The following is a 25,464-nucleotide window of genomic DNA, read 5'->3' as shown; positions in this document are numbered from 1 at the left end:
CGAAAAAATTGATTGCGCCCTCGCATATTAGAAAGCGCGGTGGCCAAGGTTATAGCGCTCTCGCACCTCAAAACAACAGCCCAGGCAAACCGAAAAAGGTTCTCCTGGGCTGTATCATTAATTAATGAGAAACGACTTTGCCTGTCTCTTCTGCTTTTACGTCTTTCGGCACTTCGCTTTTCGGAGCTTTTGCTCGGACTACGAAGAAGGAAAGTATTAACGGAATGATCGCAATCAGCATCGAAATGAAGAAAGAATAGTTGATGCCATCTAGTAATGCTTTTTGACCAAGCAAGGCCATTGCTTCCTCAGTAGGCGGTGTAGTAGCCTTGCTCATTGCTTCAGCAGTTAATGTTTCCATCGTTGATGTTGTGCGCATGTTCATAATGGTCAGAAGCAGGGCAGTACCAATCGCTCCGGACACCTGCTGCAATGTGTTGTTAATTGCTGTACCGTGCGGATATAGTCCCGGTGGCAACTGATTTAAGCCGTTTGTTGAGATCGGCATCATTACCAAGGACATGCCTAACATACGGACTGTGTAAACAGCTACTAAATAGGCGTAACCAGTTTCAAATGTCAGATCTGTCAATAAATAAGTAGAAACAATCATAATTGACAAGCCGATAATCGCTAAAGCTCTGGCTCCATACTTGTCAAACAATCTACCGGTAATCGGAGACATTAACCCCATCACAATCGCTCCCGGCAACATCAGTAAACCGGAATCAAGCGGTGAAATACCGCGAATAGTTTGCGTATAGAGTGGTGTCAAAATCATACCTGAGAACATTGCCATTGCCAACACACTCGAAATGACAGACGACAAAGCAAACATCGGCTGTTTATAGGTGCGGAAATCAAGCAATGGAGTTTTCAGACGGAACTGGCGAATAATAAACCAAGTTAAGCTGATGGCACCAATTGTAATCGTTCCGTAAACAAGCGGATCGCTCCAGCCTTTATCACCGGCAGAGCTAAATCCGTACAGAATGCCTCCAAACCCGATTGATGAAAGGATTAGAGAAAAGACATCCAATGTTGCGTTTTTATTAGGCGTAACATTTTTTAGTTTAAACAAAGCAAGAACAAGTGACATAATCGCCAGTGGTAAAATCATTCCAAAAAGGACACGCCACGTGTAATGCTCAATAATCCAGCCGGACAATGTCGGCCCAATTGCTGGCGCTGTAATCATAACTAATCCGAATATCCCCATCGCTGCTCCGCGTTTTTCAATCGGGAAGGAAATCAGCATGACATTCATTAATAAAGGACCCAAAGCGGAAGCGCCGGCTGCCTGAATCATACGAGCGGCAATCAATACCCAAAACTCAGGAGCAATCGTTGCCAGCAATGTTCCTAATGTGAATAGTGACATTGACGTCAAGAATAAAGCGCGATTTGTAAATCTTGTTATAAAGAAGGCACTGGCCGGTACAAGTACCCCACTCACCAGCATAAAACCTGTCGTTAACCATTGTACTTCTGAGGGCTTGACATCAAATTCAAGCATGATTGTCGGCAACGCTACATTTAGTAGTGTGTTGCTCAAAAAGGCAATAAATGCCCCAATAAATAAGATGGCAATCATGAAATACGGAGGTTTCTTTTGTGAAGCTAAATTTTGCATAAGTATCCCCTTGATTCTATTAAAATTTCATTATTAAAGAATTTTATACCAATTGTACAAAATAATCAAATTATTTGAACTATAAGTCCAATTTATTTGCGGATTTTGGCATTTATGTATAAAATTCAGTTATCAACATTAATAAGGTGATAAACCATGATGAATGAACGGAAAAGAAATGTCCTGAGTGCTGCTCAAAGACTGTTTATTGAAAAAGGATTCCAGAGTACATCTATTCAAGATATTTTAAATGAAGCAAAAATCTCAAAGGGCACTTTTTATAATTATTTCAATTCGAAACAGGAATGTTTGATTGCCATGATTGATCATGGAGTGGAAGAAGTGAAAGCTAGGAGAAGGAAGCTATTATCTAATTCTCTTGGAAGAGACATAAATAGCCCGGAATTTCTAGTAGAGCAAATAGCAATTCCTTGGCAGGTAAATCGAGATGAAAATTTGGCACCAATCTATGAAGCTATTTTTCAATCAGGCGACGAGGAACTGAAGCAGATTGTTACAAGTAATTACTTAAAGGAAATGGATTGGCTTGCAACCCGTATTGTTGATATTTATGGGAAAGATGCCAGTCCCTATAGCTATGATTGTTCAATCATGATACACGGGATTCAAAAGCAGATGATGGCAGCTTGGCGCATGATTAGAAAAGAGCCTTTCGATATGACAGAAATATTGCGCTATGTCTTAAAGCGTATGGATATTATCGTTAAGCAGCTTATTGAACAGGATGATATTTTCATAGGTGAATATGCCGCAAAATTTTTTGCTAAAGAGCCGGAGTTGAAAAAAGAGACGGAAGATGAAATTGCCGCACAGTTCGAAGCACTTGTGGAAAAAATAGACGAAGAAGAGTTTCAGGAAGGCTATGAATATACGGAGCTGCTGTTGAGCGAATTTCAATCGGATCAGCCGAAGATATATATTATTGAAGCTATTGTCATTCTTTTTTCTAAAGTCTTTCATCAGACCATTCATGAGAAAGTTGCAAATGAGCTAACCGAAATGGTTTGGGAATACATCGAAGAGCGCAAGAATAGAAGTGCATAAGCAATAGGACCCTCTGACTGTCAGAGGGTCCTAGCTTTTATTTTACAATCGCAAAAGAGCATTCAGCCTGTAGTTTTTCTCCTGCAGGCAAACAGACGACATCCGGATTATTGTCGAAACCTAAAGGACCTGCCATCCAAGGTTCTAAGCAAATGTATTCTTCAGATTGCTCAGACCAGACAACTATCCATTTGAAATGATTGCTGTACTGAACTTGCAGCTCGTAGCGGGAATCTTTGAAGCTTGCTTCAGATCCGGTAACACCAGAGAATAATTTTGAATCAAGGATTTGCAGCTCATTTAGCTTGCAAGTGTATGGTTTTGTTTTGTCATCGCTATAGTCCCAATATCGAGGGGCTTTAATTTCGTATGTACTCTTAGGATGATTGCCGATGAAATACGGATGAAATCCAGCATAGAACGGCATTTCTTCCGCAGATAGGTTTTCATATGTTTGGTGAATGTGCAATTTGCCGTCCTTTAATTCATAAGTGAATTGCAGACAAAAAGAGAATGGATATTGCGCTCGTGTTTCTTCATCATCCTTTAATTGAAGAGTGGCTTTAGAAGCGGAACATTCGACAACTTCCCACGCTTTATTTCTGGCAAATCCATGTTGCTTCATTGTATATGTTTTACCGTTCATAGTATATTCATTATTCGGAAGCGGACCGCAAATCGGGAAAAGTACCGGATTGCCGCCGCGAATATTTTTGGTAGCATCAGCAAAAGTTTCTTCATTTAAAAATAAAATCTCTTCTCCGTGCAGCGTCAGCTGAATTAAAATGCCGCCTCGCTCCGGACAAAGAGTTGCTTTTGATTGAGTAGCTTCTTCTGATAATACAATACATTCAAATCCTGAAATGGTTTGCTTCATCTTCATCATCCTTCAACTTTTTTGCAAAGCTTATAATTGTGAATTATATCACAATTCTTATGTAATATGAATGCGTTTTCCTGCTTGTTAAGAACGGATAAACTTTTTAAACTTGGATAACTGTCTAACCTTACACTTGCCATGCTCGGTCCTTAGCTGCCTCCCCCAAGAAACCAAAACTGGGTTTCTCGTGTGGGGCTCTCACGATGAGAGTCACAGCGACGAAAATATGCGGACGTAGCGTCCTTAGTCGCTGTTCCTTACTTGCAGGCCGCTTCCGCTTTTCGATTCCCGCATGTCTCTTTTTTCATCGCAGTGAATCTGAGTAGTATACTCATGATGAAAAAGGACAGATGACGGTTTTTCTTAGAATAACAACTGCCCAATAATGACACTTGAAAGGACAATGATCCAAGGTGCTAGCTTCCAATAGGCAAGCATAAAAAAGAGAATGGCGGCAAAGGCAAAATCACCCGGTCCTTTTATTGTGTTCGTCCATACCGGCTGATAGAAGGCGGAAACTAGGATCCCTACAACAGCGGCATTTACACCCATTACCACACCTCGCCTTTTCGTACTGTTTCGCAAAGAAGTCCAAAAAGGCCAAACACCTATAATGAGTAGGAAAGCCGGTAAAAAGATGAAGATTGTCGCCATTAATCCGCCTTGCCATCCATAAAGCGCCGTGCCCAAATAGGCTGCGAAGGTAAATAGCGGACCTGGAACAGCCTGTGTGGCACCGTAACCAGTCAGAAATGTCTCTTCGTTCATCAAGCCAGTTCGAACAAACTCATTTTCCAATAAAGGTAATACGACATGCCCGCCACCGAAAACAAGCGAGCCGGAACGGTAAAAACTATCAATCATCGCTATCCATTGAGAAGTTGTTGCTCCTTTTAAAACAGGCAAAACGATCAGTAATCCAAAAAATAAACATAAGCAAATGATGGCAAAACGATAAGATATGGCTATCTTTTTTTGAGTTTCGCTTTTTTCTGATGTTTGTCGGAATAGGAAATAGCCAAGCATTGCTGAAACGATGATAATCACCACTTGTGTGAAAACAGACTGCCATAATAGAGCAGTCACTAAGGCACAGAGAGCGATTGCTTTTCGCGTTAAATCAGGCGTCAAGGTTTGGCCCATTCCAAAAATAGCATGCGCTACAATTGCGACAGCGACAAGTTTCAACGCATGATTCCATCCAGCATCTGCTAACGGAAGTTCTTGAAGAAGAGAGGCGAATAGCATTAACGCAGCCACTGATGGAAGTGTAAAGCCAATAAATGATAAAATGCCGCCTATTAAGCCTGCGCGTATCACACCAATTCCGATTCCAACCTGACTGCTGGCAGGGCCGGGCAGGAATTGGCAAAGTGCGACCAAATCTGCATAGCTTTTTTCGTCCAGCCATTTCCGCTTGCGGACATATTCGTTATGGAAATAACCAAGATGGGCAATCGGTCCTCCGAAAGAAGTTAACCCAAGTTTCATTGAAACGAGCAAAATTTCAAATAGTGATTTGAAGCTTGTTTTGGGTCGCATTGAACTCCTCCTGAATTTATGTAATTATTGATTGAAAGTATACCACTTGCATGAAGATGATTATTTAATTTGATGGAATTTTTACATAACTTTTACTTAAAGAGGAGTGACAGAAAGATTGAACTGCTTACATTGCAATAAAAGCTATTGCATGTCCTTTGTACCGATTTTTCAAGTTCTTAATGGAGATGAAATGAAGGAAATATCGCAAATAATTACTCGACAAACTTTTAAAAAAGGCGAGCCAATCTTTTTGGCTGGAGATATGAAGAAGTCGCTTTTTGTTGTACACAAAGGAAAAGTAAAGATTACCCATATTTCTGAAGATGGCAGGGAACAAGTGATTAGGATTATGCGGACCGGCGATTTCTTCGGTGATTTATCACTTTTTAATAATACCCCTTTAACGACTAATGCCGAGGCACTTGAGCTAATTGAAATTTGTATGCTTGAAGGTGAAGCTTTTAAGAATATATTGCGGAAAACGCCGGACTTGCTGCTCAATATACTGGCACAAATGAGTGAAAGGCTGGAAAGAGCTGAGTTTCAGCTAAGCCAGCTAAGCACGCAAGATGTCGGTCAACGGTTGGCTGCTTTTATTTTGGAACAGGCGGCAGATCATGACAACAATGCTTTTGTGCTTCCTGTGAACAAGACAGATGCGGCATCTCTTTTAGGGACATCGAGAGAGACATTAAGCCGTAAGCTTTCCCTCTTTCAGAAGCAAGGCTATATTCAAATGTCAGGTCGCAAAGTGAAAATATGTAACCGTGCTGCGCTAGAAGAAATGCTGTGAAGCTGCAACTTGGTTTGCGTAGGGACTTATAGTGTCGCGACTGCGCTCAAAGTATTGACTCGACTCTCAAGATTGCCGTGAGCACTCTCAAAAATTAGGTGAAGACTCTCAAAATTGCCGCGAGCGCTCTCAAAAATTAGATGACGACTCTCAAGATTGCCGTGAGCGCTCTCAAAAGTTAGGTGACGACTCTCAAAATTCCCGTGAGCGCTCTCCAAAAGCAGGCGACGACTCTCAAAATTGCCGTGACCGCTCTCAAAATCCAAGCGAAGGCTCTTAAATTCGCAAAGACTGCCTCTCAAACGTCAAAATATCACTCGAAATCGCGCAACACCTGTTAATTTTCAGTGCAATTATCAAAAAACACCCCAAATCCGGGGTGTTTTTTTGTGAAATTACTCTTTTTTAGCTGTAACAATCAGCGCCGGTGTTTCAATCGAATAAGCTTTGTCCTCAAAGTTTCCGTATGCTGTGATTTCCTTGAACCCACATTGCTCTAACATCTCCAATAGTTGTGAAGACTGAGCCGGGTACAATGGAATCGTATTTGTTTTTGCTTCACCATTTGCTGTAACGGTTGTCGTGAATAAAATGTGCCCGCTATCAGCAAGGTCATATTGACGCGCGAATGTAAAGTTTTCTTTTTCAATAAGCGGGAAGCGGAAATCCTTTTTCAGCAACACTTTATCAAAGTTGACAATTTGGAAAATGAACATACCGCCAGCATTCAGTTTTTCATAAACGTGTTTGAAAAATAATCGGATCTCTTCCGCATTATCTAGATGGACAAGCGTGTTGCCGATGCAGTAAATGCCATCAAAATTTCCATCGAATTGGTTTACTTGCTGCATTGTTTTAGTAGATACGGCAATAGGCAGTTGATTGGATTGGGCTTTTTGCTGAATGCTTTCTGCCATACCTTTTTCCGGTTCTGCAGCTGTCAGTTCAAATCCTTGTTTTGCGAGTGCAACGGCCATATTTCCAGTACCGGCACCGACATCTATAATACGTCCGCACTTTTTGAAGCGCTCTGATAAAAAGTGAACAGCTTTTTCATTTGCTGGGAAGATTTCATCATAAAAAGGTGTTAATGTTTTGTAAAACGGCATTATTCTTCGCTCCTTCCTATTATTATCCTGGAATTCCGAGTGCGATTTTTGCTAGTCGGGACATACGATCCTTTGACCAAACAGGCGTCCAGACAATTTCTACATCCACATCTTCTAATTGTTCTGCAAAGCTTAATAATAATGTCTCCTTTACGTCCGCAATTATATGTCCGGCCATCGGGCAGCCCATAGAAGTCATCGTCATTGTGACCTTCACTTGTTTAGCCTCTATTAGCTCGATATTATAAACAAGACCTAAGTTAACAATATCGACCCCAAGCTCGGGGTCCAAAACACTTTCAAGCTCCTCGAGAATTTGTTCTTTCGTTAAACTCATGCTGATGCCTTCCTCTCTGTTCATTGATGTACTGTAAATATAAAAGAAAGACAGATAAAAAAATGTGTCCTAGGTCACAAAAAAAGCATGCTGCACAAAAAAGTGCATACATGCTTACGATCTTTTTTTCGGTATATGGAAGGTGAAAGTGCTGCCCTTGCCGTATTCGCTTTCGACACTGATTGTTCCGCGATGTGTTTCGACAATCCATTTCACTATCGCAAGTCCTAATCCGGTATTGCCGCTAGCTGTCGCAGTGCGGGATGGATCGACGCGATAAAAGCGATCCCAAATTTTCGGCAAATGCTGTTTTTGTATCCCAATTCCATTATCGGATACAACTCCGATGATATTATCGCCATCACTATGCAATCGCAGACTGACGAATCCGCCAGCTTTTCCGTAAGTAATCGCATTAGAGATTAAGTTCATAAGCAGTCTCATCATCAACGTTTGGTCAGCTTCAGCGACGAGATTCGGTTGTATATCAGTTTTGATTTCAATATCAGCCTGCTGTGCCATTAATGTCAGCTCATCAGCGACAATCTCAGCGAGTTCGCTTATATCAATCTGTTCAAAAACCAGGTGATTGTTCTTTTGATCCGTTCGGGCGAGAAGCAATAATTGCGAAATCAATGCTGTCATTTTTTTCGATTGCTTTAAAATAACGTCCAAAGCTTCCGTTGTTTCTTCAGGATTTTCCTTCTGAGATAGCGCATATTCGGCTTGGGAAATGATAACGGAAGTTGGTGTCCGCAATTCGTGCGAGGCATCCGATGTGAACTGTTTTTCGCTTTCAAAAGATGACTGCAGGCGGTCAAACATGCTGTCGAATGTATCAGCCAAAGCATGAACCTCATCTTTCGGCCCTTTTAAGTGAATGCGTTTCGTCAAATCTTTTCCTTCACGAATAGCACTGACAGAATCAATCATTTGCTGGAGCGGACGAAAGGCTCTTTTTGTAATAAAATAACCGCCAAAGCCCGCCAGCAAAATAAGAAATGGGAATGAAATCAGCGTCACAAGCAAAATAGCATTCATTGCATCCGACATCCGGTCAACCGGCATAATTCCCCGAACCCAAATATTTTGCTGATTTTTGGTGCCGTAGTTTAAATCATATACAAGCCATTCTTTGCCGTTGTTTTGAACGGTTCGAACTTCTCCTGATGAAAACGGCAGACTTGTATCGAAACTATATGGACTATACCCCGCTAATTGCTTTCCTTGCTCATCATAGACTAGCAGTGTTACACCGTCATCCTGATGCTCAAAGTCATCATCCAATCTAATGGTACCGTGGTGGAATTCAATGTCTTCTGTGCTTTCTTCAACCTTCATTTTCATTTGTTTCTCCATATTAGAAAGAAGGATATTATCAGAAGACAGCCATATGAAGGCAAACACTAAACTAAGAATGATCAGTACCAATCCGGTATACCAGATGGTTACCTTCATTTTTATCGATAATTTTTTCATTGTTTCACTCTCAATACGTAGCCGGCTCCACGAACAGTATGAATCAGTTTTGTTTCGGATTGGCTGTCTATTTTTTTGCGGAGATAACGTATATACACATCGACAATGTTCGAGCCGCCTTCATAATCATAATTCCAAACGTGCTGCTCAATTTTATCACGGGTAAGTACGACATCTTTATTGCGAATCATATACTCCAAAATCGCAAACTCTTTGCTGGAAAGCTCGATTATCCGGTTACCACGCTTAACCTCGTGCTTGTTGCAATCAACGGTTAAATCATCTATTTGAAAAACGTTGGACGTACTGCCAGTTTGTCTTCTTGTCAGCACACGCAGTCGGGCCAGCAGTTCATCAAAGGCAAACGGTTTGACTAAATAATCATCAGCTCCGTAATCGAGCCCTTTGACGCGATCCTCGATAGAATCTTTGGCCGTTAAAAGAAGTACCGGTGTGTTATTGTCAGCGGCTCGCATCTTTTGCAAAACTTGCAGGCCGTCAATTCCCGGAATCATTATATCGAGAATAATCAAGTCATAAGGTGTTACTTCTATATAATCAAGGGCATCATTGCCGTTATCGCAAGCATCGACACTATAATATTCTGCGCGAAGCCGTTTTACTAAAACATTTTGCAAATCAAGTTCATCTTCTACTATCAATATTCGCATTGTTAATGCTCCTTTCCCTTCTATTATTATATATCCAACATTAGCACCGAAATATTAAATTAAAATGAAAAAGGACCGGTAACGGTTTTAAAAAGGTAATAAATATACTTTTGAACTTAGAATGCTGTCTAACCTTATACCTGCCATGTTCGGAGGCCTACAGGATGTAGGTCATATCGGCGAAGACATGCGGACGTGGCGGTTTTAGCCGATGTTCCTTTTTCCTGCCCCACCCGAGAAACCAAAACCGGATTTCTCGTGCGGTTCATCTTAGTCCTCCCGCATGTCTCCTATTTCATCGAGGTTAATCTAGGTAGCATATTCCTGATGAAAAAGGACCGGTAACGGTTTTTCTATATTAATCTTCCTTTAATGTTTTCGTCTTATTATGTGTGTGAGGAGGAGATTACGATGATTAAAAAAGTAATGATAGTAGGTGCAATGGCAAGTTTATTGCTGATGGCATGTTCATCTCAAAGTACCGACAAAATCAATAGTTCAAATATAGATACAAGTACTGTCGCAAAACAGGAGATAACTGCAAGCGATGATACAGTTGCAGTAACAGAAGGAAAGAGCACTAAATCCATTGCTCTGCAAGAAGAGAACGTGAAGGCTCTTAGACAGGAGATAGCCGCAATCGAGGGAAAAGTAGAAAATTACACAGTTAACGGAACTGCTGAAGAGAATAGAGCTGCTTATATGGCAGTTGATCAAGAAATTGAACTGATAGAGGATCAAATTGATCAATATGATGATGGAATAGAAGCTGATTATTATGCGGGTACGATGACGCAGGCTGAATATCAAGAAAAAAAATATCAGCTTGATCAGTTTGAACATCGATTGGATGTAGCTGAAGAGGCGCTGCAATTAAAATCTGGACTAGACGATTAAATAAAAGGAGAGAGCGATGATGACAGAGAAAGTAAACAACTTTGTAAATAAAGAGAAATTGAAAGGGATGATGAAAAAAGTGGCTGCTTATAAAAAGAAAATTATTATTACGGTTGTTGTGGTAGCTGTTGCGGGATTGGCAATTGGCGGCGGATTTATCGGCTTAGGCTACAACTATGCGAAAAACAATGAAAACTATAGTGAGCAGGAAGCAAGAAACATTGCATTAGCTCAATTTGACGGTGAAATTATTAGTGTGCAAAAAGATTTTGAATTAGAAGATGATCAATTGTCGCGCTCTGAATTTGAATATGAAGTAGAAATTAAAACAGCCGACAATCAATTGCGTTATGTAAAAGTAAGTTCAAGAACAGGCACAGTAGATTATGATGATGATTATGGCTATGGCGACCACGATCATATGCGCGACCATGATTAGACTGACAAGCACGTGACATTCAGGCCTCCCATACTATGTAAAAGAGTTGAAAATTGGGAGGTCAAAACATGTTCTATTATGAAACGAATGAATACATGGTGAGACAGCAAACTAAAATGGTCAGTAATTTGGAGCAAGCTATTAATGGAGAATATAGCGCCATTCAATGCTATGCGAAATTAGCTGAGATGGCTCCGTCAGATATGGCGAAAGAAAGAATACGAGAAATAAGAAATGATGAGAAAAGACATCTGAAAGTATTCAGTCAGCTGTACACGAGCTTAACAGGAAACCAGCCGAAACCGAAAATTACGGAGGAATGCCCGGATAACTATAAGAAGGGCTTGGACTTTGCTTTTAAAGACGAGCAGCAAGCAGTCGATACTTACTTAACTGCAGCTGATGAGGCTACTAACTGGTATGTGAAAGACGCGTTTCGAAGAGCGGCAGCCGATGAACAAAATCATGCTGTATGGTTCCACTATTTAATGACGACAACTAAATGAATGGATTGGGGGACTTTGCCAAAAATAGTAACGGGTTCAGTTCTTGGGGAGAAAAAATAAAATAACACATAAAATAGGGATATAAATCGCAATAGATTTCGTATCCCTATTTTTATTGCTATAAAAGGGTTTATCTGATTTATTCTATGAAATCACTTAAAAAATAACACACTAAATAGCAGGAGTACATAAATTTATGTACTCTTGCTATTTATATGCTAAAATCATTGCTAAATTGATTGTTATTTTCTTGTTATTTATGGCGATACTAATAGTGGGAAGGTGATAGAAAATGAAGTTTATAAAACCTAAAAACAAGAACGTTGAAAAAGTAGATTGGAAATTATCAGAACAAACGAGAGCTATTGTTAAATACTATGCCGAATACACAGAATATACTGAACAAGAAGTAGTCGAAACCATTTTGCTTAACATTCTAGAAGATGAAAATTTCATTGAATGGGTAAAAAGTAAACGAAATAATAAGCGGATTATCAAACAGCTTGAAATTGAAGAGAAGGTGGCGGAATAAACTGGCTAAGCAAAAAAGGTTAGTGACAAAAAAAGATGAAATTGTTGCAGTCACTACTCCGATTACAAATGAAGAAATCAAAGAACGAAATAAACAATATTCTCTATTAGCCCCTAAAAGGTTCGCTACTAAGTTTAATGAGTTGTTATTTAAACCTGTGGAGTTTCAGTGGAATAGTATAAGCAAAGAAATTCAAATCAATCACTGCACTAATCCATATTGTGCATCGTTTGGGATGAAACAAGAAAAATTTCCAGTTAAGGGGAAACCGAGTCGTTATAAATTAAACGGAACGGGCGAAAGTAAGACAATTAAATGTAATCCTAACCTTGTTCTTCCAACAAGAGGTATGTCTTTAGGTTGTTATACAAGAGCTTTTTCCAATTGGTCATTAGCAGAAGAAATTTCAAGATTAGTTCATTTGGAAACTATTAAAGAAATAGAACCACAATATATCTTCCACAAAGAAGGCTGTGCATTCGAAGACTTTACTCCATTTAATGAACCAAACTCCTTTTATAAACAAGGAAAAAGTAAAGTTGGAGCACAAAGATGGCAATGTAAGTCTTGTAAGAAAAAAACGAATATAATGCCGAATACGAAACAATCTATCGTTTATAATCAACAAAGAAATGATATTGTTCCTACCTTTGCAAAGTTACTCTTGAACAAGACACCAGTTAGTCGTACTTGCGAGGTCTTAGGAATTGGTAGAGGAACATATTATCAGAAATTAGAATGGCTTTATCGCCGCTGCTTGGAGTTTTTAGAACGGTATGAAACTAAACCATTAAGTCAGCTGTCTTTTAAAGAAGTATGGCTTAACACTGATAAAATGACTTACTTATTGAATAATATTCGGAGAAAAGGAATGGGCGGTAAAAAGTATGATAGCGTTGAAGACACTCAATTTCCTACCAATGTAGTAATCACTGCTGAAGTTTTTTCAAGATACGTATTACGGTCAGATATAGCCTATGATTGGGATGCTTCGATAGAAGAAATCGCTTTGGATACGTTTTTGTTAAAGGAAGACCACTTGAATGAATTTGCTAAACGACACGCTAGGTTACGATTTTCCCATTTTCCACAGCCACCTTCTGACAATGACACCCAAACCGAAGAAGAGTATCGTAGCGAACTATTAAAAGTGGAACGGAGAGACAAGTATATTGAAGGATTGCACGTCAATTCGACATATACAACTATGGCACACTATTGGCTAATCAAACAGCTTCTAAACTCATCTGAATGGCGTTTTGTGACAGATAGGGACAGTTCGTTAATGACAGCTTGTTATCGAATATTCTCTAGAGAGTTCCAATTGTCTGATGCGCATCATTTTGTTAGCCAAATCGATAAAACGAAGACACGCAAGCAAGCTTACGAGGAGTTTAAATTAGCTCAACAAGACCTCTATGATTGGGGAATTCGCAATGGACATAGTACACGTTCTTTGAAGAAGCTGGCGTTTCTTTATCTTGAAGATGCATTTCAGCGACATCAGTTTCACGAAGAAATCCATACTGCTAGCTACTCCTACAAACAATACGCAAATAATCCAATTGAACATCCTTTAGCGACTCCAGATAGAGGTTTTAGAGAGGTTGATTGTACAACGGATTTATCCTCTTTAGAGCCGAGTGAAATTGCTCATTTAATGCTTAATGTAAATGACAATGCAGCGAATGCTTTTATCCAAAACATTCGGAGAAGATTATCTATTTTAGAAAGACCTTTAATGACTGCTCGTGGAGATGGTAAAAGTTATATTTATTCAAATTTCAACCCTAAGTATGCTCAAATGGCTCTCACGATACTTCGAACCTATTACAATTTTTGTATTCCATTTACAACCAAAGAAGGGGCAAAGAAAATTGTAAAAACGCCAGCACAACGTTTAGGAATAACTGACAAAGTTTTTAATTTGAAAGATATAATTTATCTAAGATAGTTCGCTAGTGATAGCGAACTTATTTTTGGGAGGGATTGGAAAGGATATACAGAATTATTATAAGACATCTGAAGATGGTAGGTATTATTGGATATATTTGGTATAATGCAGTCGGGAGGGAAATGAGATGAGTCAAATTTCAAATGCTAAAGAACAAGTAAAAACAGGATGGATTTTAGCAAGCATTTCAATCACGTTAACCGCAAGCATACTATTTTGGTATTTCGGTAATCCTGATTCTTTTGTAGAGAAGAGAATTGGTTACACCCCAGATGTATTTTCGAATATGATGGTTTGGCTTTTTACTTTCTTTATTATAGTGGGATATGTTGCGTATACTGCGTATGCTGTTCCTTTTGTAAAAGAAAATCTTTTTCGCTTTTCATGGTTAAAAGTATTAGGAATCTGGGTAGCTATTACAACTGGTATAATGGAAGAAATCGTTTTCAGGCAGATGCTTATGGATTGGATGATGTCTTTAGAGTTGACCGTAGTATGGCAAATAATAGGTTCTGCTGTTGCTTTTGGTCTTGCACATGGCACTTGGGTTTTATTAAGAGGCGAATTAAAAATTGCGCTTCCTGTGATTTTATCGACGACGGTACTAGGGGGATTATTAGCTATTCTTTATATTGTGTCAGGTAGAAGTACATTTGCTCCTATTATTGCTCATGTACTTATAAATGTCGCCATTGAACCATGGTTGATGCTCTCGGCTGTTTCTGGTAAATGGGATAAAAGTAAATAATCCGTTGTATGGAAGGTTGAAAGTTATTTATTTGTTGAATTTAAAACACTCAGATTAAATCTGAGTGTTTTTTTGTAGTCTATTTATATTGCTAATCTGATAACAATTTCTGTGCTAACCAATTTGTTATTTAACGTGTTATTTTTAATATTCTCTCCCAAAACTGAACCCGTTACAAAAATAGGCGAGTCTCTTTTTTTATAAAAATAAAAAGGACCGATGACTTTTTTTTAGTAGGAATTTATGCCTGATTTTGAAAAAAATAAAAGGGAGCAATTTTGCATTGTAATGGTTTTGAGCTAATAAAGGCAGGGATTTCAGACAATATACGACACAGATGGTTTATAAATATAAACACAAAGAAAATACAACATGTAGTAGTATCTGTTGATTAAGGATACTGTATGTTGTATGATTGTCTTTGGGCTTATATTATTAATATATATTTATGATGTCATAGATTTTAAAAAATGTCGAGAAAATTAATGTGACAATTCTTCTTGCTTACGATTAATGACTAAGAAAAAAATTGCCGAAAATTGAGGTGCTATTGAATAACATGCTGGTTATATATGATAGTTTAACAGGAAATGTTCAACGCTTTATGGACAAAATTGGCACTCGCAGTGTGAGACTAACTGACGGGATGACCGTGAAAGAACCATATATTTTAGTTACATATACAATTGGTTTCGGCGAGGTTCCTGAGAGTACGGCAAATTTTTTAAAGAGGAATTATTCGTATATGGAAGGAGTAGCATCAAGCGGAAATCGAAATTGGGGAGCCAACTTTGGCAAAGCGGGAGAGCTAATCTCCAAACAATTTATGGTGCCGTTGTTATTGAAGTTTGAGCTTAGCGGCACGAAACGTGACGTGGAGATTTTTGAACAGGAGGTAGCTAAAATCAATGAACGAACAAATTGCGAAATGGTTGAAGCTTAATAATGAAATCATGATCCAAAAGGATGGCGGCTATCAATTTGAAAAAGACCGTGAAGCCGCACATAGTTATTTTGTAGACTACATTAATCAAAATACAGTCTTTTTCCATGATTTACGTGAAAAACTAGATTACTTAATTGAAAATGATTATTACGAAGAGGAGTTTCTTAAGCAGTATACTTATGATCAATTGAAAGAAGTGTATGATATCGCATACGATAAGAAATTCCGTTTTCCTTCATATATGTCAGCATTTAAATTTTACAATGATTACGCATTGAAAACGAATGACCGAGCAAAGATCCTTGAAAGATACGAAGATCGCATTGCGATTGTTGCGCTATACTTAGCGGACGGTGATTTTGAGAAAGCGAAGAAACTGACGTCTATGCTGATTAATCAGGAGTTCCAGCCGGCAACGCCGACGTTCCTGAATGCAGGAAGAAAACGCCGCGGAGAATTGGTGAGCTGTTTCTTGCTTGAGATGAATGATTCTTTAAATGATATAGCAATGGTTGAAAATATTTCGATGCAGCTGTCTAAAGTCGGCGGCGGTGTAGCGATCAATCTTTCGAAAATCCGTGCTAAAGGCGAGGCTATCAAAAATATCGAAAACGCGACTAAAGGTGTAGTTGGCGTAATGAAGTTGCTTGATCATGCATTCCGATATGCGGATCAAATGGGGCAACGTCAAGGGTCCGGTGCCGTATACTTGAACATTTTCCATAAAGATATTGATGATTTCTTGGAAACGAAAAAGATTTCTGCTGATGAAGATGTACGTGTAAAAACGTTATCGATCGGTGTTGTCATTCCGGATAAATTCATTGAGTTGGCAAGAGAAGACAAAGATATGTATGTATTCTACCCATACTCTGTGTATAAAGAATACGGCCAGCATCTTGATGAGATGGATATGGATGAAATGTATGACCAACTTGCGGATAATCCGAATATTCGCAAAGACAAAGTCAATCCGCGTCGTCTATTGGAGAAAATTGCAGCGCTGCGATTTGAATCAGGCTATCCATATGTGATGTTCCAGGATAACGTCAACAATGTTCATGCCAATAACCATATTTCTAAAGTGAAATTCAGCAATCTTTGCTCGGAAATTTTGCAGGCATCGACTGTTTCCACTTATAACGATTATGGTGTAGAAGATGAAATCGGCATGGATATTTCATGTAACCTAGCATCTTTAAACATTGTGAATCTGATGGAAAACAAGAGCATTAAAGAGAGTGTAAAACTTTCAATTGATGCGTTGACGACTGTGTCCGAGAAAACAAGCATCAAAAATGCGCCAGCTGTTCAGCGCGGCAATAAGCTGATGAGAAGCGTTGGTTTAGGTGCGATGAACTTGCACGGCTTTTTAGCGAAAAATAAAATCAGCTATGAAAGCGAAGCGGCCCGCGACTTTGCTAATACATTCTTCATGATGATGAACTTCTATTCAATCGAACGTTCAATGGAGATTGCCAAGGAAACAGGCATTAAATATTACCGCTTTGAAGAGTCATCTTATGCGACAGGAGAGTACTTCAATCAATACCTGGAAGAAGACTTCTCTCCAAAAAACAAAAAAATTGCTCAACTATTTGAAGGCATGCACATCCCGACAATTGAGGATTGGAAGCAATTGAAGGAAGATGTAATGAAGTACGGTCTGACGAATAGCTATAGATTAGCTATTGCGCCGAATGGCAGTATTTCATACGTGCAATCAGCTACTGCTTCTGTAATGCCAATTATGGAGCGCATTGAAGAACGGACATACGGTAATTCCAAGACGTATTATCCAATGCCTTACTTGAGCAGCGACAACTGGTTCTTCTATAAAGAAGCATATGATATGGATATGTTCCGTGTAGTGGATATGGTAGCGACAATTCAGAGACATGTTGACCAAGGCATCTCTTTCACGCTGTTCCTGAAAGACACAATGACAACGAGAGATTTAAATAGAATCGATTTATATGCCCATCATAAAGGGGTTAAAACATTATATTATGCACGCACGAAGGATACTAGCCAAGAAGGCTGCCTATCTTGTACGGTGTAAGGAAGGGGCATAACAAACTATGAGCAAAGTATTCGATGCAGCAGATTGGTCGAAACAAGACGACCATTTCACGCAAATGTTCTACAATCAAAATACAAAGCAGTTTTGGCTGCCGGAAGAAATCAGCTTAAACGGTGATTTACTAACTTGGAAGTTTTTAAATGTCCAAGAAAAGGACGCTTACAAGAAAGTATTGGCGGGCTTGACGCTTCTGGATACAGAGCAAGGCAATACGGGAATGCCTCGTATTGCGGAGCGTGTTCAAGGGCATCAGCGTAAAGCGGTCCTGAACTTCATGGCGATGATGGAAAATGCCGTTCATGCCAAATCATATTCCAACATCTTTTTGACATTAGCTTCTACAGAAGAAATTAATGAAGTATTCGAATGGGTGAAGGAAAACAAATATTTACAGAAAAAGGCGGAAATCATCGTTGGTGTCTACGATAAAATCGATGACGATGAAATCAACCTGTATAAAGCGATGGTCGCATCAGTCTACTTAGAAAGCTTCCTGTTCTACAGCGGCTTCTATTATCCGTTATACTTCTACGGACAAGGTAAGCTAATGCAGGCTGGCGAAATTATTAACTTGATTATAAGGGATGAAGCAATCCACGGCGTATACATCGGTCTATTAGCACAAGAAATTTACAATAAGCAAGATGATGCGATGAAAGCGGAACTGAAAGATTTCGCTTATAATCTACTGACGGAGCTATATGAAAATGAGCTATTATATACAGCTGATGTCTATGACCAAGTGAATTTAACATCTGACGTTAAAAAATTCATTCGATACAATGCAAACAAAGCGCTGCAAAATTTGGCGTTTGAACCGTATTTCGAAGAAGAAGAAGTGAACCCGATCGTATTGAACGGTCTTGATACGAAAACGAAGTCGCATGATTTCTTCTCTATGAAAGGAAACGGCTACAAAAAGGCGTTAGTTGAGCATATTAAGGATGAAGATTTCTATTTTAACGATTAAAAAGGGGCAGTCAACAAGTGGCGAAACAAATAAAAGTTAAATACTTTGATCAAGAAATCGAAAAGATTGAGAAAATAGCGATTGGCGATTGGATCGATTTGCGTGCAGCGGTAACGATTGAGCTTAGCCAATTTGAGTACAAGCTAATTCCGCTTGGCATCGGCATGAAGCTGCCGGCAGGCTATGAGGCGAATGTTGTGCCGCGCTCAAGCACATTCAAAAACTTCGGCATTCTGCAAACGAATTCCTTTGCAGTCATTGACGAATCTTATTGCGGCAATGAAGATCAATGGTTTTTCCCGGCTCTTGCGATGAGAGATACAGTTATCCAAAAAGGTGATCGTATTTGCCAGTTCCGTATTAATAAGAAAATGGAGCAGGTAGAAATTATCGAAGTTGAAGAGTTGGATGAAGTAAGCCGTGGCGGCCTCGGCTCAACGGGTAAAAAATAAATGATAACGGCAGTGAATGAGTTAAAATCTTATTCGCTGCCGTTTTTTTGATTAAATATGATTGAGTAAGTGCCTTTCAAAAGGAGCGTTGCCGTTTTTTTGATTGGAAAAAAATAAAAATAAATCTAGGAAACTATTATATTATAATAATAAATGTAAGCGTTTTATTTTATCTGTGAAGGGGCAATTAACTGATGAAATATATTCCGATTGGAACTAGCGATCTTAAGGCTTCAAATATAGTAGTGGGAAATATGAGGCTGACGGAGCTTTCGTTAGCCGAAGCAGAAAAACTAATTAAAACAGCGATGGAAGAAGGAATTAATTTCTTTGATCATGCCGACATATATGCGGGTGGGAGAAGTGAGGAACTTTTTGCTGAAGCTGTTCAGATGAATGCCGGTATACGGGAAAAACTAATCATTCAAAGTAAATGTGCTATCCGTCCTGAGGGAGGTTATTATGATTTTTCAAAGGAGCATATTGTCAGCTCGGTCGATGGCATTTTGAAACGATTAAATACGGATTATCTTGACATATTGCTGCTTCACCGCCCGGATCCGTTAATGGAGCCTGAGGAGGTGGCAGAAGCTTTCGATAAACTACAGGAGCAAGGGAAGGTTCGCTATTTCGGTGTTTCTAATCATAACCCAATGCAAATCGCTTTGCTTGAGAAATATCTTTCACAAAAACTGATAGTAAATCAGTTGCAGTTTAGTATTGCCCATACGCAAATGATTGATTCAGGCATCGCGCTAAATATGAATATTGATCAGTCAGTCAACCGAGACAGCAGCATTCTTGATTATTGCCGATTGAAGGATATAACGGTTCAAGCATGGTCTCCGTTTCAGCATGGATTTTTTGAAGGGGCATTTTTAGGTGACCGAAAACGATTTGCTGAACTGAATGAAGTAATTGACAGCCTTGCTCTAAAATATGGCGTTTCAAACACGACCATTGCAACAGCCTGGATTACAAGACATCCTGCGAATATTCAAGTAGTTGTCGGGACAACAAATGCCGACCGATTGAAAGAGGCGTGTAAAGCATCGGAAATGCGTTTAACCAGGGAAGAATGGTATCAAATTTATAAAGCAGCCGGCAATATGGTGCCGTAATTATTAACAATAAACAGGCTAAGCCTCTTCAAAATCACTTGATGATTTTGCGGAGGCTTTTTTCTTTTGTTTCATAGGCGCTAACCGGGTGCTTCCGCTTTTGTTGGTGAAAATAGGTTTATGTCTCGACACGTCTCATGGTCTTGTACATACACTGTTGGTATAGCAAGTAAAGAAATTGAAGGGAGCAATGCTAATATGTATGGTAAAAAAGGTTTTGGAAGTGGAAGTAGTTGTGGTTGTGGTGGAGCGCATGGACATCATCATGGATACCACCATGGACAAATGGCATCACAAGTACCAGGATGTAACAAAATGAATGTATGCCCTCCTGTCGTTCATCAGCCGATTCAATTTGTAAAGCAAAATACGATCACGCACATTGTGCCTCACGTTCATCCTGTACAAACAACAGAAATCAATAATCATGTGTTTAAACACCAACATCACTTCCCGCACACATACCAATCTGCGTCTACTGTATCGAACCAACAACAACAATGCGGTTCTCCGATGCCGCCGGCACCCGGCTGCTGCTAAAATGAAATGAATAGGGAGCTCAAGCCGAGTTCCCTATGTACATAAGATAATTCGGCTAAATGGCATTTCGGTGGTCAAGAATAACATTGCAGGGAGGCTTTCCATTTTTCTTTCTGTATGCTACTATCTAATATATATTATTCTCATTTGTTTTATCGGATTTAAAATCAGGAGGAAAATTGTAATGCTATATGTCATATTGAATATTGCCATTATGCTCATATTATTGGCAGTTCTTTTTTTTATGCAAAAGAAATTTGTATCATTCACTAAAAGGGTATTTACAGCTTTAGGGCTTGGAATCGTATTCGGATTGATGCTGCAGCTTTTCTATGATTCAGATTCATATATAATTACTGAAACGGCATCCTGGTTTAATCTAATTGGATCAGGTTACGTAAAACTTCTGCAGATGATTGTAATGCCGCTCGTATCGATTTCGATATTATCAGCATTTACAAAGTTAAAACTAACAAGCAATATCGGGAAAATCAGTGTGCTAATTTTAGGGATTTTAATCGGTACAACGGCTATTTCAGCTGGAGTCGGAATAACGAGTGCGTCTATTTTTAACTTAGAAGCGATTCAAATTGACCAAGGTACGGCGGAAACTGTGCGGGGTGACGAGCTTGTGAGTAAATATAGCGACCTTGAAGCAACCGGCATTCCGGAACAAGTTTTGGAGTTGATTCCGACAAATCCGTTTCTTGATTTAACTGGGGCACGCCCGACATCGACGATTTCCGTTGTTATTTTTTCAGCCTTTTTAGGTGTCGCCTATTTGGGTATTCAGAGAAAGCAGGCTGAACATGCCGAATTTTTTGTGAAGATGATTGATTCAATATACGCAATTGTCATGAGGGTGGTGACGCTCATATTGCGTTTAACTCCTTATGGCGTTTTGGCGATTATGACAAAAACAGTCGCGACCAGCGATATCGACTCTATCATTAAGCTCGGAAAATTTGTACTGGCTTCATATGTGGCGTTAATCACAGTGTTCTTAATACATTTATTACTGCTATCATTATCAGGGTTGAACCCATTAAAGTATGTTAAAAAATCATTTCCGGTACTGACATTTGCTTTCACTTCTAGAACAAGTGCAGGATCGCTTCCGCTAAACATAGAAACGCAAAAAAGCTTGGGAGTACCGGAAGGAATCGCGAATTTTGCCGGTTCATTCGGCATTTCAATCGGGCAAAACGGCTGTGCAGGTATTTACCCGGCAATGCTTGCGACGATGATTGCTCCGACTGTCGGCATCGATCCGCTTTCACCCAGCTTTATTGTTACGTTAATTTTAGTGGTAGCAATCAGCTCATTCGGCGTTGCAGGGGTCGGAGGAGGAGCGACATTTGCTGCGCTGCTGGTACTTTCAAGCATGAACTTACCGATTGCGCTGGCCGGTTTGTTAATCTCGATTGAACCACTAATTGATATGGGCCGAACAGCACTAAATGTAAGCGGCAGTATGACGGCCGGTGTATTAACAAGCAAGTTAACCGGTGAGCTGAACAGGGATCAATATAGGGACGAATCATTAACAATTGATGTCGAGCAGAAATAGTCGCTTGAAGCCATATGACGGTTGTGAAAACCCTTTCTTAATATTATACTAATATAGTGTTGGAATCGGTTTTAAATAGAGAAGTGTATTAAGAGGGAGATAAGAGATGGTTAAATTAATCGCAACTGATATGGATGGAACATTCTTGAACGATCAAAACCAGTTCCCGGAAGATTTCTATTCTGTGTTTGAAGAAATGAAGCAGCGAGGCATCGTTTTTGGAGCAGCAAGTGGACGCCAGTATTACAATTTAGCGGAAAGATTCCATGATGTGCAAGATGAGATGTTGTTCATTGCTGAAAACGGTTCTTACGTTGTGTATAAGGGTGAGGAAATATTCTCGAACACGCTAAAAAAGAGCGATGTGAAAGAATTGCTAAAGATTGCCCGTGAAATTGATGGAGTCTACATTGTTTTATGCGGCAAGAAATCGGCATACATTGAACCGATGGACGATAAGGCCATGGCAGAAATAAATAAATATTATGCAAGACAGCAAGTAGTTGAAGATTTGCTTCAAGTAGAAGATGATATTCTTAAAATTTCAATCTTAGACTTTAAAGGAGCAGAAAGTAACAGTTACACATATTTCAAAGACTACATGGAAAAGCTTCAAGTGACAATTGGCGGCTATGTATGGCTTGATATAATGAATGCCGGTACTAATAAAGGAATCGCGATGCAAAAGGTACAAGAGTATTTCGGTGTACACAAGAAGCAAACAATGGTGTTTGGTGACTACCTGAATGATTTAGAAATGATGCAGCAAGCCTATCATAGCTATGCAATGGCTAATGCACATGAACAAATCAAGAAAGTTGCCCGTTTTAAAGCAAAGACTAATAATGAAGCCGGCGTAACGGCAGTTATTAAAAAGTACTTAAGTGAATTGTAAAAAGAAGGGGTGTCTGCAATCAGACAACCCCTTTTTGTTTGTTTAATAAGTTCTCTCTGCAATCTTCAACAATGTTTATGAGGATATTGGTAATAATTTTCTCTTCATACGAATCCATGCTTTTTTCTTTCAGTCTATTTTTAGCTGCCATGTATTCCGTTTGTGATAAAGACGTGAGTGTTTTTAGCTCCTTGCCTATTCTTTTGACAACGTTATACTCGAACTGGCTGTTCTGAATATGAAGAAAAAGTTCGTATACCCGGTGATTGAGTCGTTTTTGTTTTTGTAAAAATGAATCTGTACCTTTTAACGATAGTGTCTCATTGTTTAATAAAATTCGCTCCTCAATTAATGACGAGACTGCAAATAAATTATTGATGGAATGAGTATGTTTTTTTGGGTCATTAGCATATTCGAACACTTCCTTCAGCATATGTATTGTTGTGTCTTTGTACATTTCGACCAAGGATTTAGTATTTTTTTCAACGCTGTAGGGCATAATTATTTGATTTGCAATCATTCCGATTACGACGCCTATTAATACATTTAAAATTCGTTCTAATGTTAGAACCGTAGGGTCACCGGTTAGAGCAGCGGTACTTAATGCGCATAGAGTGACTGTAATGACTGTCGTTCGATATGATGTAGCATAGTTTTGTATATATCCTAATAACACAACTAATATTAAACGGCCTGTCTCATTGGTGATAATCGAGAATAGAAGCAGGAATATTGCCGCTCCGATTAGTGTCCCAATGATTCTTTCGCGAACACGAAATTCAGTCGTTTCAGAATAAGGTTGAGTGACGGAGAAAATGGTATATACGAGCCACTTGCCTTGTTCTAATGCGAAATAGTTTGCAATAAATGCTGCAATCACAATTACGATTCCTAAGCGGATAGCATAGGTAAAGCGAACAGAATTTTTGTCGATGTTAATTAAATTTTGATAGGAACTTTTATATGTGTATGGAATCTCGACAATGGTCTCTACTTTATTTAATTCTTCCCGATTCAGTGTGTTCAAATTGTGTAATAGTAGATAAAGTAACTCGAAATTTTTAATTAATTTATATATAAGTGTGCTATCGTATTTTTTTTGTAAGGCATAGAGTGAATGAAACTCGCTCACCTGTAAATTCCCTGTAGTTACGGAATTATTTAGTTCCTTTAATTCATCAATGATTTGAGGAATTAATTCGGATTTGTAGCTTTTTTCAGGGAGCTGTTCAATAAGTAATAATATCTTTTCAAGGCAAACAGATATTTTTAATTGCATTCTGCTCTCATTTGAGAGATAGAACCCTTTAATTCGTTTATCATAGATGATTTTACGTATTTTTTTTATTGAAGCTTCAATGGATTCGTTTAGGTCAGAGCTGTCATCATTTTCTTTTATTCTTTCTAATTTATCCGTTAGCTTTTGGCATACAAGGATGAAATGCTTCTTTCCTTCTTTGGCAATTTTATTTTTATTGAGTAATAATTGCGAAAGCATGACGATAACGGCACCAGAAGCTAGCCCCAACAGACGCAGCGGCAGTTCGCTTGCTGTAACAGGGGCAGTTAACATAAATATGTATTGCAAACCGAATGCGACATATAATGGTTTTTTTAGATTATGTGAAAAGAAAAAACCGACAATAAACATGGAGATAAAGTTTAAAGGAATACCTGCCCACATATTAATTGCTGATATGTATGAGAAGAGACCTTGCAACAAATTTATGGCTAGTATCCAGAAGAAATTTTTCCATGGTTGAGCTGTTAAGTCATCTTCCAGATACATAAGAGTTGCAATAACGATTGTAACTCCAACAAGAGAATTGACCTTTCCGAAAATACTCTCAAATCCCGCAACAAATGCGACGATGACGATAAACATGAGTGTTTTGGATATAATTAATTTCTTCAATATACATCCTTCCTTCAAGGTGTTATTTTAATATAATGTACAAGTATAGCTCGTATTATTTAAGATATGAAGTATGTGGTTAGTGGGAGATAATGGAGAGAGACGTTTATAGAGGTGAATGTATTAAGGACCCATCGTCGATAGGTCCTTTTTATCCGCAGCTAAATTTTTTAGGAAAATAAAGTACTGACGAGTAAGTAGACTGCTAACGAGACTACAATACTTTCTAAATAAGGATTAGATCGTTTTTTTTGTTGATCTTCTTTTTTATCTTGGAAATAAGATCGTACTGCCCCGTATACAATTCCTGCCAGAATGGCGATGATAAGCGGTTGAATGTCCATTTATGTATGCCCCCTTCTTATTATCAATCGTAACATAATC

Annotated in this window: 26 protein-coding genes; 16 read left to right on the top strand and 10 right to left on the bottom strand. The window is 38.9% G+C overall.

Annotation, left to right across the window (positions count from 1 at the left end; genetic code table 11):
* Window positions 1–121 precede the first annotated feature (121 nt).
* The gene (locus IEO70_RS07380; RefSeq protein ID WP_190997723.1) at window positions 122–1,633 is read right to left on the bottom strand and encodes a DHA2 family efflux MFS transporter permease subunit; all 1,512 of its coding nucleotides are present in this window, start codon (window positions 1,631–1,633) and stop codon (window positions 122–124) included.
* Between the two features lie 156 nt (window positions 1,634–1,789).
* Here IEO70_RS07380 and IEO70_RS07375 point away from each other — a divergent pair, with 156 nt between their 5' ends.
* The gene (locus IEO70_RS07375; RefSeq protein WP_190997722.1) at window positions 1,790–2,698 is read left to right on the top strand and encodes a TetR/AcrR family transcriptional regulator; all 909 of its coding nucleotides are present in this window, start codon (window positions 1,790–1,792) and stop codon (window positions 2,696–2,698) included.
* A 37-nt stretch (window positions 2,699–2,735) separates the two neighbouring features.
* Here the strand turns inward: IEO70_RS07375 and IEO70_RS07370 are convergent, their stop codons facing one another.
* Window positions 2,736–3,575 (bottom strand): aldose epimerase family protein, encoded by an 840-nt coding sequence (locus tag IEO70_RS07370; RefSeq protein WP_190997721.1) that lies wholly within the window; start codon window positions 3,573–3,575, stop codon window positions 2,736–2,738.
* Window positions 3,576–3,941: 366 nt separating this feature from the next.
* Window positions 3,942–5,120 (bottom strand): chromate transporter, encoded by a 1,179-nt coding sequence (locus IEO70_RS07365; RefSeq protein WP_190997720.1) that lies wholly within the window; start codon window positions 5,118–5,120, stop codon window positions 3,942–3,944.
* Between the two features lie 118 nt (window positions 5,121–5,238).
* Between IEO70_RS07365 and IEO70_RS07360 the strand changes: the two genes are divergently transcribed.
* The gene (locus IEO70_RS07360) at window positions 5,239–5,916 is read left to right on the top strand and encodes a Crp/Fnr family transcriptional regulator (RefSeq protein WP_190997719.1); all 678 of its coding nucleotides are present in this window, start codon (window positions 5,239–5,241) and stop codon (window positions 5,914–5,916) included.
* A 26-nt stretch (window positions 5,917–5,942) separates the two neighbouring features.
* On the opposite strand, the gene IEO70_RS07355 is transcribed toward IEO70_RS07360, so the two are convergent.
* From IEO70_RS07355 to IEO70_RS07335, 5 genes are all read right to left on the bottom strand, one after another.
* Entirely contained in the window at window positions 5,943–6,182 is a 240-nt protein-coding gene (locus IEO70_RS07355; protein ID WP_190997718.1) for a hypothetical protein, read from the bottom strand.
* A gap of 129 nt (window positions 6,183–6,311) precedes the next feature.
* The gene (locus IEO70_RS07350) at window positions 6,312–7,025 is read right to left on the bottom strand and encodes a class I SAM-dependent methyltransferase (protein ID WP_206711524.1); all 714 of its coding nucleotides are present in this window, start codon (window positions 7,023–7,025) and stop codon (window positions 6,312–6,314) included.
* Window positions 7,026–7,047: 22 nt separating this feature from the next.
* Window positions 7,048–7,362, bottom strand: a complete 315-nt coding sequence (locus IEO70_RS07345; RefSeq protein WP_190997717.1) for a metal-sulfur cluster assembly factor — start codon at window positions 7,360–7,362, stop codon at window positions 7,048–7,050.
* Between the two features lie 114 nt (window positions 7,363–7,476).
* A complete protein-coding gene (locus tag IEO70_RS07340; RefSeq protein ID WP_190997716.1) occupies window positions 7,477–8,841 on the bottom strand; it encodes a sensor histidine kinase in 1,365 nt (454 codons plus the stop codon).
* On the bottom strand, window positions 8,838–9,512 hold the full coding sequence (locus IEO70_RS07335) for a response regulator transcription factor (RefSeq protein WP_190997715.1): 675 nt from the start codon (window positions 9,510–9,512) through the stop codon (window positions 8,838–8,840). The genes IEO70_RS07340 and IEO70_RS07335 overlap by 4 nt, the downstream gene beginning before the upstream one ends.
* Window positions 9,513–9,923: 411 nt before the next feature.
* Here IEO70_RS07335 and IEO70_RS07330 point away from each other — a divergent pair, with 411 nt between their 5' ends.
* The 14 genes from IEO70_RS07330 (at window position 9,924) to IEO70_RS07265 (ending at window position 23,165) form a co-directional block, all read left to right on the top strand.
* A complete protein-coding gene (locus IEO70_RS07330; RefSeq protein ID WP_190997714.1) occupies window positions 9,924–10,409 on the top strand; it encodes a putative periplasmic lipoprotein in 486 nt (161 codons plus the stop codon).
* Between the two features lie 67 nt (window positions 10,410–10,476).
* The gene (locus tag IEO70_RS07325; protein WP_206711528.1) at window positions 10,477–10,848 is read left to right on the top strand and encodes a PepSY domain-containing protein; all 372 of its coding nucleotides are present in this window, start codon (window positions 10,477–10,479) and stop codon (window positions 10,846–10,848) included.
* Between the two features lie 68 nt (window positions 10,849–10,916).
* A complete protein-coding gene (locus IEO70_RS07320; protein WP_190997713.1) occupies window positions 10,917–11,354 on the top strand; it encodes a ferritin-like domain-containing protein in 438 nt (145 codons plus the stop codon).
* Between the two features lie 292 nt (window positions 11,355–11,646).
* Complete coding sequence (locus tag IEO70_RS07315) at window positions 11,647–11,886, top strand: hypothetical protein (RefSeq protein ID WP_190997712.1); 240 nt, start codon at window positions 11,647–11,649, stop codon at window positions 11,884–11,886.
* 1 nt (window position 11,887) lies between these two features.
* Window positions 11,888–13,840, top strand: coding sequence for an IS1 family transposase (locus IEO70_RS07310; protein ID WP_190997754.1), 1,953 nt, complete (start codon window positions 11,888–11,890; stop codon window positions 13,838–13,840).
* 127 nt (window positions 13,841–13,967) lie between these two features.
* Entirely contained in the window at window positions 13,968–14,588 is a 621-nt protein-coding gene (locus IEO70_RS07305; protein ID WP_190997711.1) for a CPBP family intramembrane glutamic endopeptidase, read from the top strand.
* Between the two features lie 559 nt (window positions 14,589–15,147).
* On the top strand, window positions 15,148–15,531 hold the full coding sequence (nrdI, locus tag IEO70_RS07300) for a class Ib ribonucleoside-diphosphate reductase assembly flavoprotein NrdI (protein ID WP_190997710.1): 384 nt from the start codon (window positions 15,148–15,150) through the stop codon (window positions 15,529–15,531).
* Complete coding sequence (gene nrdE / locus IEO70_RS07295) at window positions 15,497–17,596, top strand: class 1b ribonucleoside-diphosphate reductase subunit alpha (protein ID WP_190997709.1); 2,100 nt, start codon at window positions 15,497–15,499, stop codon at window positions 17,594–17,596. Before nrdI ends, nrdE begins: the two co-directional genes overlap by 35 nt.
* Window positions 17,597–17,615: 19 nt before the next feature.
* Complete coding sequence (gene nrdF / locus IEO70_RS07290) at window positions 17,616–18,587, top strand: class 1b ribonucleoside-diphosphate reductase subunit beta (protein ID WP_190997708.1); 972 nt, start codon at window positions 17,616–17,618, stop codon at window positions 18,585–18,587.
* Between the two features lie 17 nt (window positions 18,588–18,604).
* Window positions 18,605–19,039: a dUTP diphosphatase gene (locus IEO70_RS07285; protein WP_190997707.1), complete on the top strand. Its 435-nt coding sequence runs from the start codon at window positions 18,605–18,607 to the stop codon at window positions 19,037–19,039.
* A 194-nt stretch (window positions 19,040–19,233) separates the two neighbouring features.
* Complete coding sequence (locus tag IEO70_RS07280) at window positions 19,234–20,160, top strand: aldo/keto reductase (protein WP_190997706.1); 927 nt, start codon at window positions 19,234–19,236, stop codon at window positions 20,158–20,160.
* Between the two features lie 120 nt (window positions 20,161–20,280).
* Window positions 20,281–20,700, top strand: a complete 420-nt coding sequence (locus IEO70_RS19970; protein ID WP_235973531.1) for a CotD family spore coat protein — start codon at window positions 20,281–20,283, stop codon at window positions 20,698–20,700.
* A 184-nt stretch (window positions 20,701–20,884) separates the two neighbouring features.
* Window positions 20,885–22,270, top strand: coding sequence for an L-cystine transporter (locus IEO70_RS07270; protein ID WP_235973530.1), 1,386 nt, complete (start codon window positions 20,885–20,887; stop codon window positions 22,268–22,270).
* 106 nt (window positions 22,271–22,376) lie between these two features.
* Window positions 22,377–23,165: an HAD family hydrolase gene (locus IEO70_RS07265; RefSeq protein WP_190997705.1), complete on the top strand. Its 789-nt coding sequence runs from the start codon at window positions 22,377–22,379 to the stop codon at window positions 23,163–23,165.
* 19 nt (window positions 23,166–23,184) lie between these two features.
* Here IEO70_RS07265 and IEO70_RS07260 read toward each other — a convergent pair whose 3' ends face one another.
* Both IEO70_RS07260 and IEO70_RS07255 read right to left on the bottom strand, forming a co-directional pair.
* The gene (locus tag IEO70_RS07260; RefSeq protein ID WP_190997704.1) at window positions 23,185–25,080 is read right to left on the bottom strand and encodes an FUSC family protein; all 1,896 of its coding nucleotides are present in this window, start codon (window positions 25,078–25,080) and stop codon (window positions 23,185–23,187) included.
* Window positions 25,081–25,250: 170 nt separating this feature from the next.
* On the bottom strand, window positions 25,251–25,424 hold the full coding sequence (locus tag IEO70_RS07255; RefSeq protein ID WP_190997703.1) for a hypothetical protein: 174 nt from the start codon (window positions 25,422–25,424) through the stop codon (window positions 25,251–25,253).
* Window positions 25,425–25,464: the final 40 nt, after the last annotated feature.

The sequence above is a fragment of the Peribacillus faecalis genome (genome assembly GCF_014712675.1).
In the GTDB taxonomy this organism is placed as follows: Bacteria; Bacillota; Bacilli; order Bacillales; family DSM-1321; genus Bacillus_AD; species Bacillus_AD faecalis.
The sequence above is the reverse complement of the archived record's forward strand: the minus strand, read 5'-3'. Positions and strand labels throughout refer to the sequence as shown.

Coding starts and splice junctions, on each gene's coding strand:
- IEO70_RS07345 (WP_190997717.1), bottom strand. CDS start 7,362: ATGAGTTTAACGAAAGAACAAATTCTCGAGGAGCTTGAAAGTGTTTTG.
- nrdF (WP_190997708.1), top strand. CDS start 17,616: ATGAGCAAAGTATTCGATGCAGCAGATTGGTCGAAACAAGACGACCAT.
- IEO70_RS07280 (WP_190997706.1), top strand. CDS start 19,234: ATGAAATATATTCCGATTGGAACTAGCGATCTTAAGGCTTCAAATATA.
- IEO70_RS07325 (WP_206711528.1), top strand. CDS start 10,477: ATGATGAAAAAAGTGGCTGCTTATAAAAAGAAAATTATTATTACGGTT.
- IEO70_RS07265 (WP_190997705.1), top strand. CDS start 22,377: ATGGTTAAATTAATCGCAACTGATATGGATGGAACATTCTTGAACGAT.
- IEO70_RS07365 (WP_190997720.1), bottom strand. CDS start 5,120: ATGCGACCCAAAACAAGCTTCAAATCACTATTTGAAATTTTGCTCGTT.
- nrdE (WP_190997709.1), top strand. CDS start 15,497: ATGAACGAACAAATTGCGAAATGGTTGAAGCTTAATAATGAAATCATG.
- IEO70_RS07335 (WP_190997715.1), bottom strand. CDS start 9,512: ATGCGAATATTGATAGTAGAAGATGAACTTGATTTGCAAAATGTTTTA.
- IEO70_RS07350 (WP_206711524.1), bottom strand. CDS start 7,025: ATGCCGTTTTACAAAACATTAACACCTTTTTATGATGAAATCTTCCCA.
- IEO70_RS07330 (WP_190997714.1), top strand. CDS start 9,924: ATGATTAAAAAAGTAATGATAGTAGGTGCAATGGCAAGTTTATTGCTG.
- IEO70_RS07255 (WP_190997703.1), bottom strand. CDS start 25,424: ATGGACATTCAACCGCTTATCATCGCCATTCTGGCAGGAATTGTATAC.
- IEO70_RS07375 (WP_190997722.1), top strand. CDS start 1,790: ATGATGAATGAACGGAAAAGAAATGTCCTGAGTGCTGCTCAAAGACTG.
- IEO70_RS07305 (WP_190997711.1), top strand. CDS start 13,968: ATGAGTCAAATTTCAAATGCTAAAGAACAAGTAAAAACAGGATGGATT.
- IEO70_RS07320 (WP_190997713.1), top strand. CDS start 10,917: ATGTTCTATTATGAAACGAATGAATACATGGTGAGACAGCAAACTAAA.
- IEO70_RS07315 (WP_190997712.1), top strand. CDS start 11,647: ATGAAGTTTATAAAACCTAAAAACAAGAACGTTGAAAAAGTAGATTGG.
- IEO70_RS07380 (WP_190997723.1), bottom strand. CDS start 1,633: ATGCAAAATTTAGCTTCACAAAAGAAACCTCCGTATTTCATGATTGCC.
- IEO70_RS07340 (WP_190997716.1), bottom strand. CDS start 8,841: ATGAAAAAATTATCGATAAAAATGAAGGTAACCATCTGGTATACCGGA.
- IEO70_RS07270 (WP_235973530.1), top strand. CDS start 20,885: ATGCTATATGTCATATTGAATATTGCCATTATGCTCATATTATTGGCA.
- IEO70_RS07370 (WP_190997721.1), bottom strand. CDS start 3,575: ATGAAGCAAACCATTTCAGGATTTGAATGTATTGTATTATCAGAAGAA.
- nrdI (WP_190997710.1), top strand. CDS start 15,148: ATGCTGGTTATATATGATAGTTTAACAGGAAATGTTCAACGCTTTATG.
- IEO70_RS19970 (WP_235973531.1), top strand. CDS start 20,281: ATGTCTCGACACGTCTCATGGTCTTGTACATACACTGTTGGTATAGCA.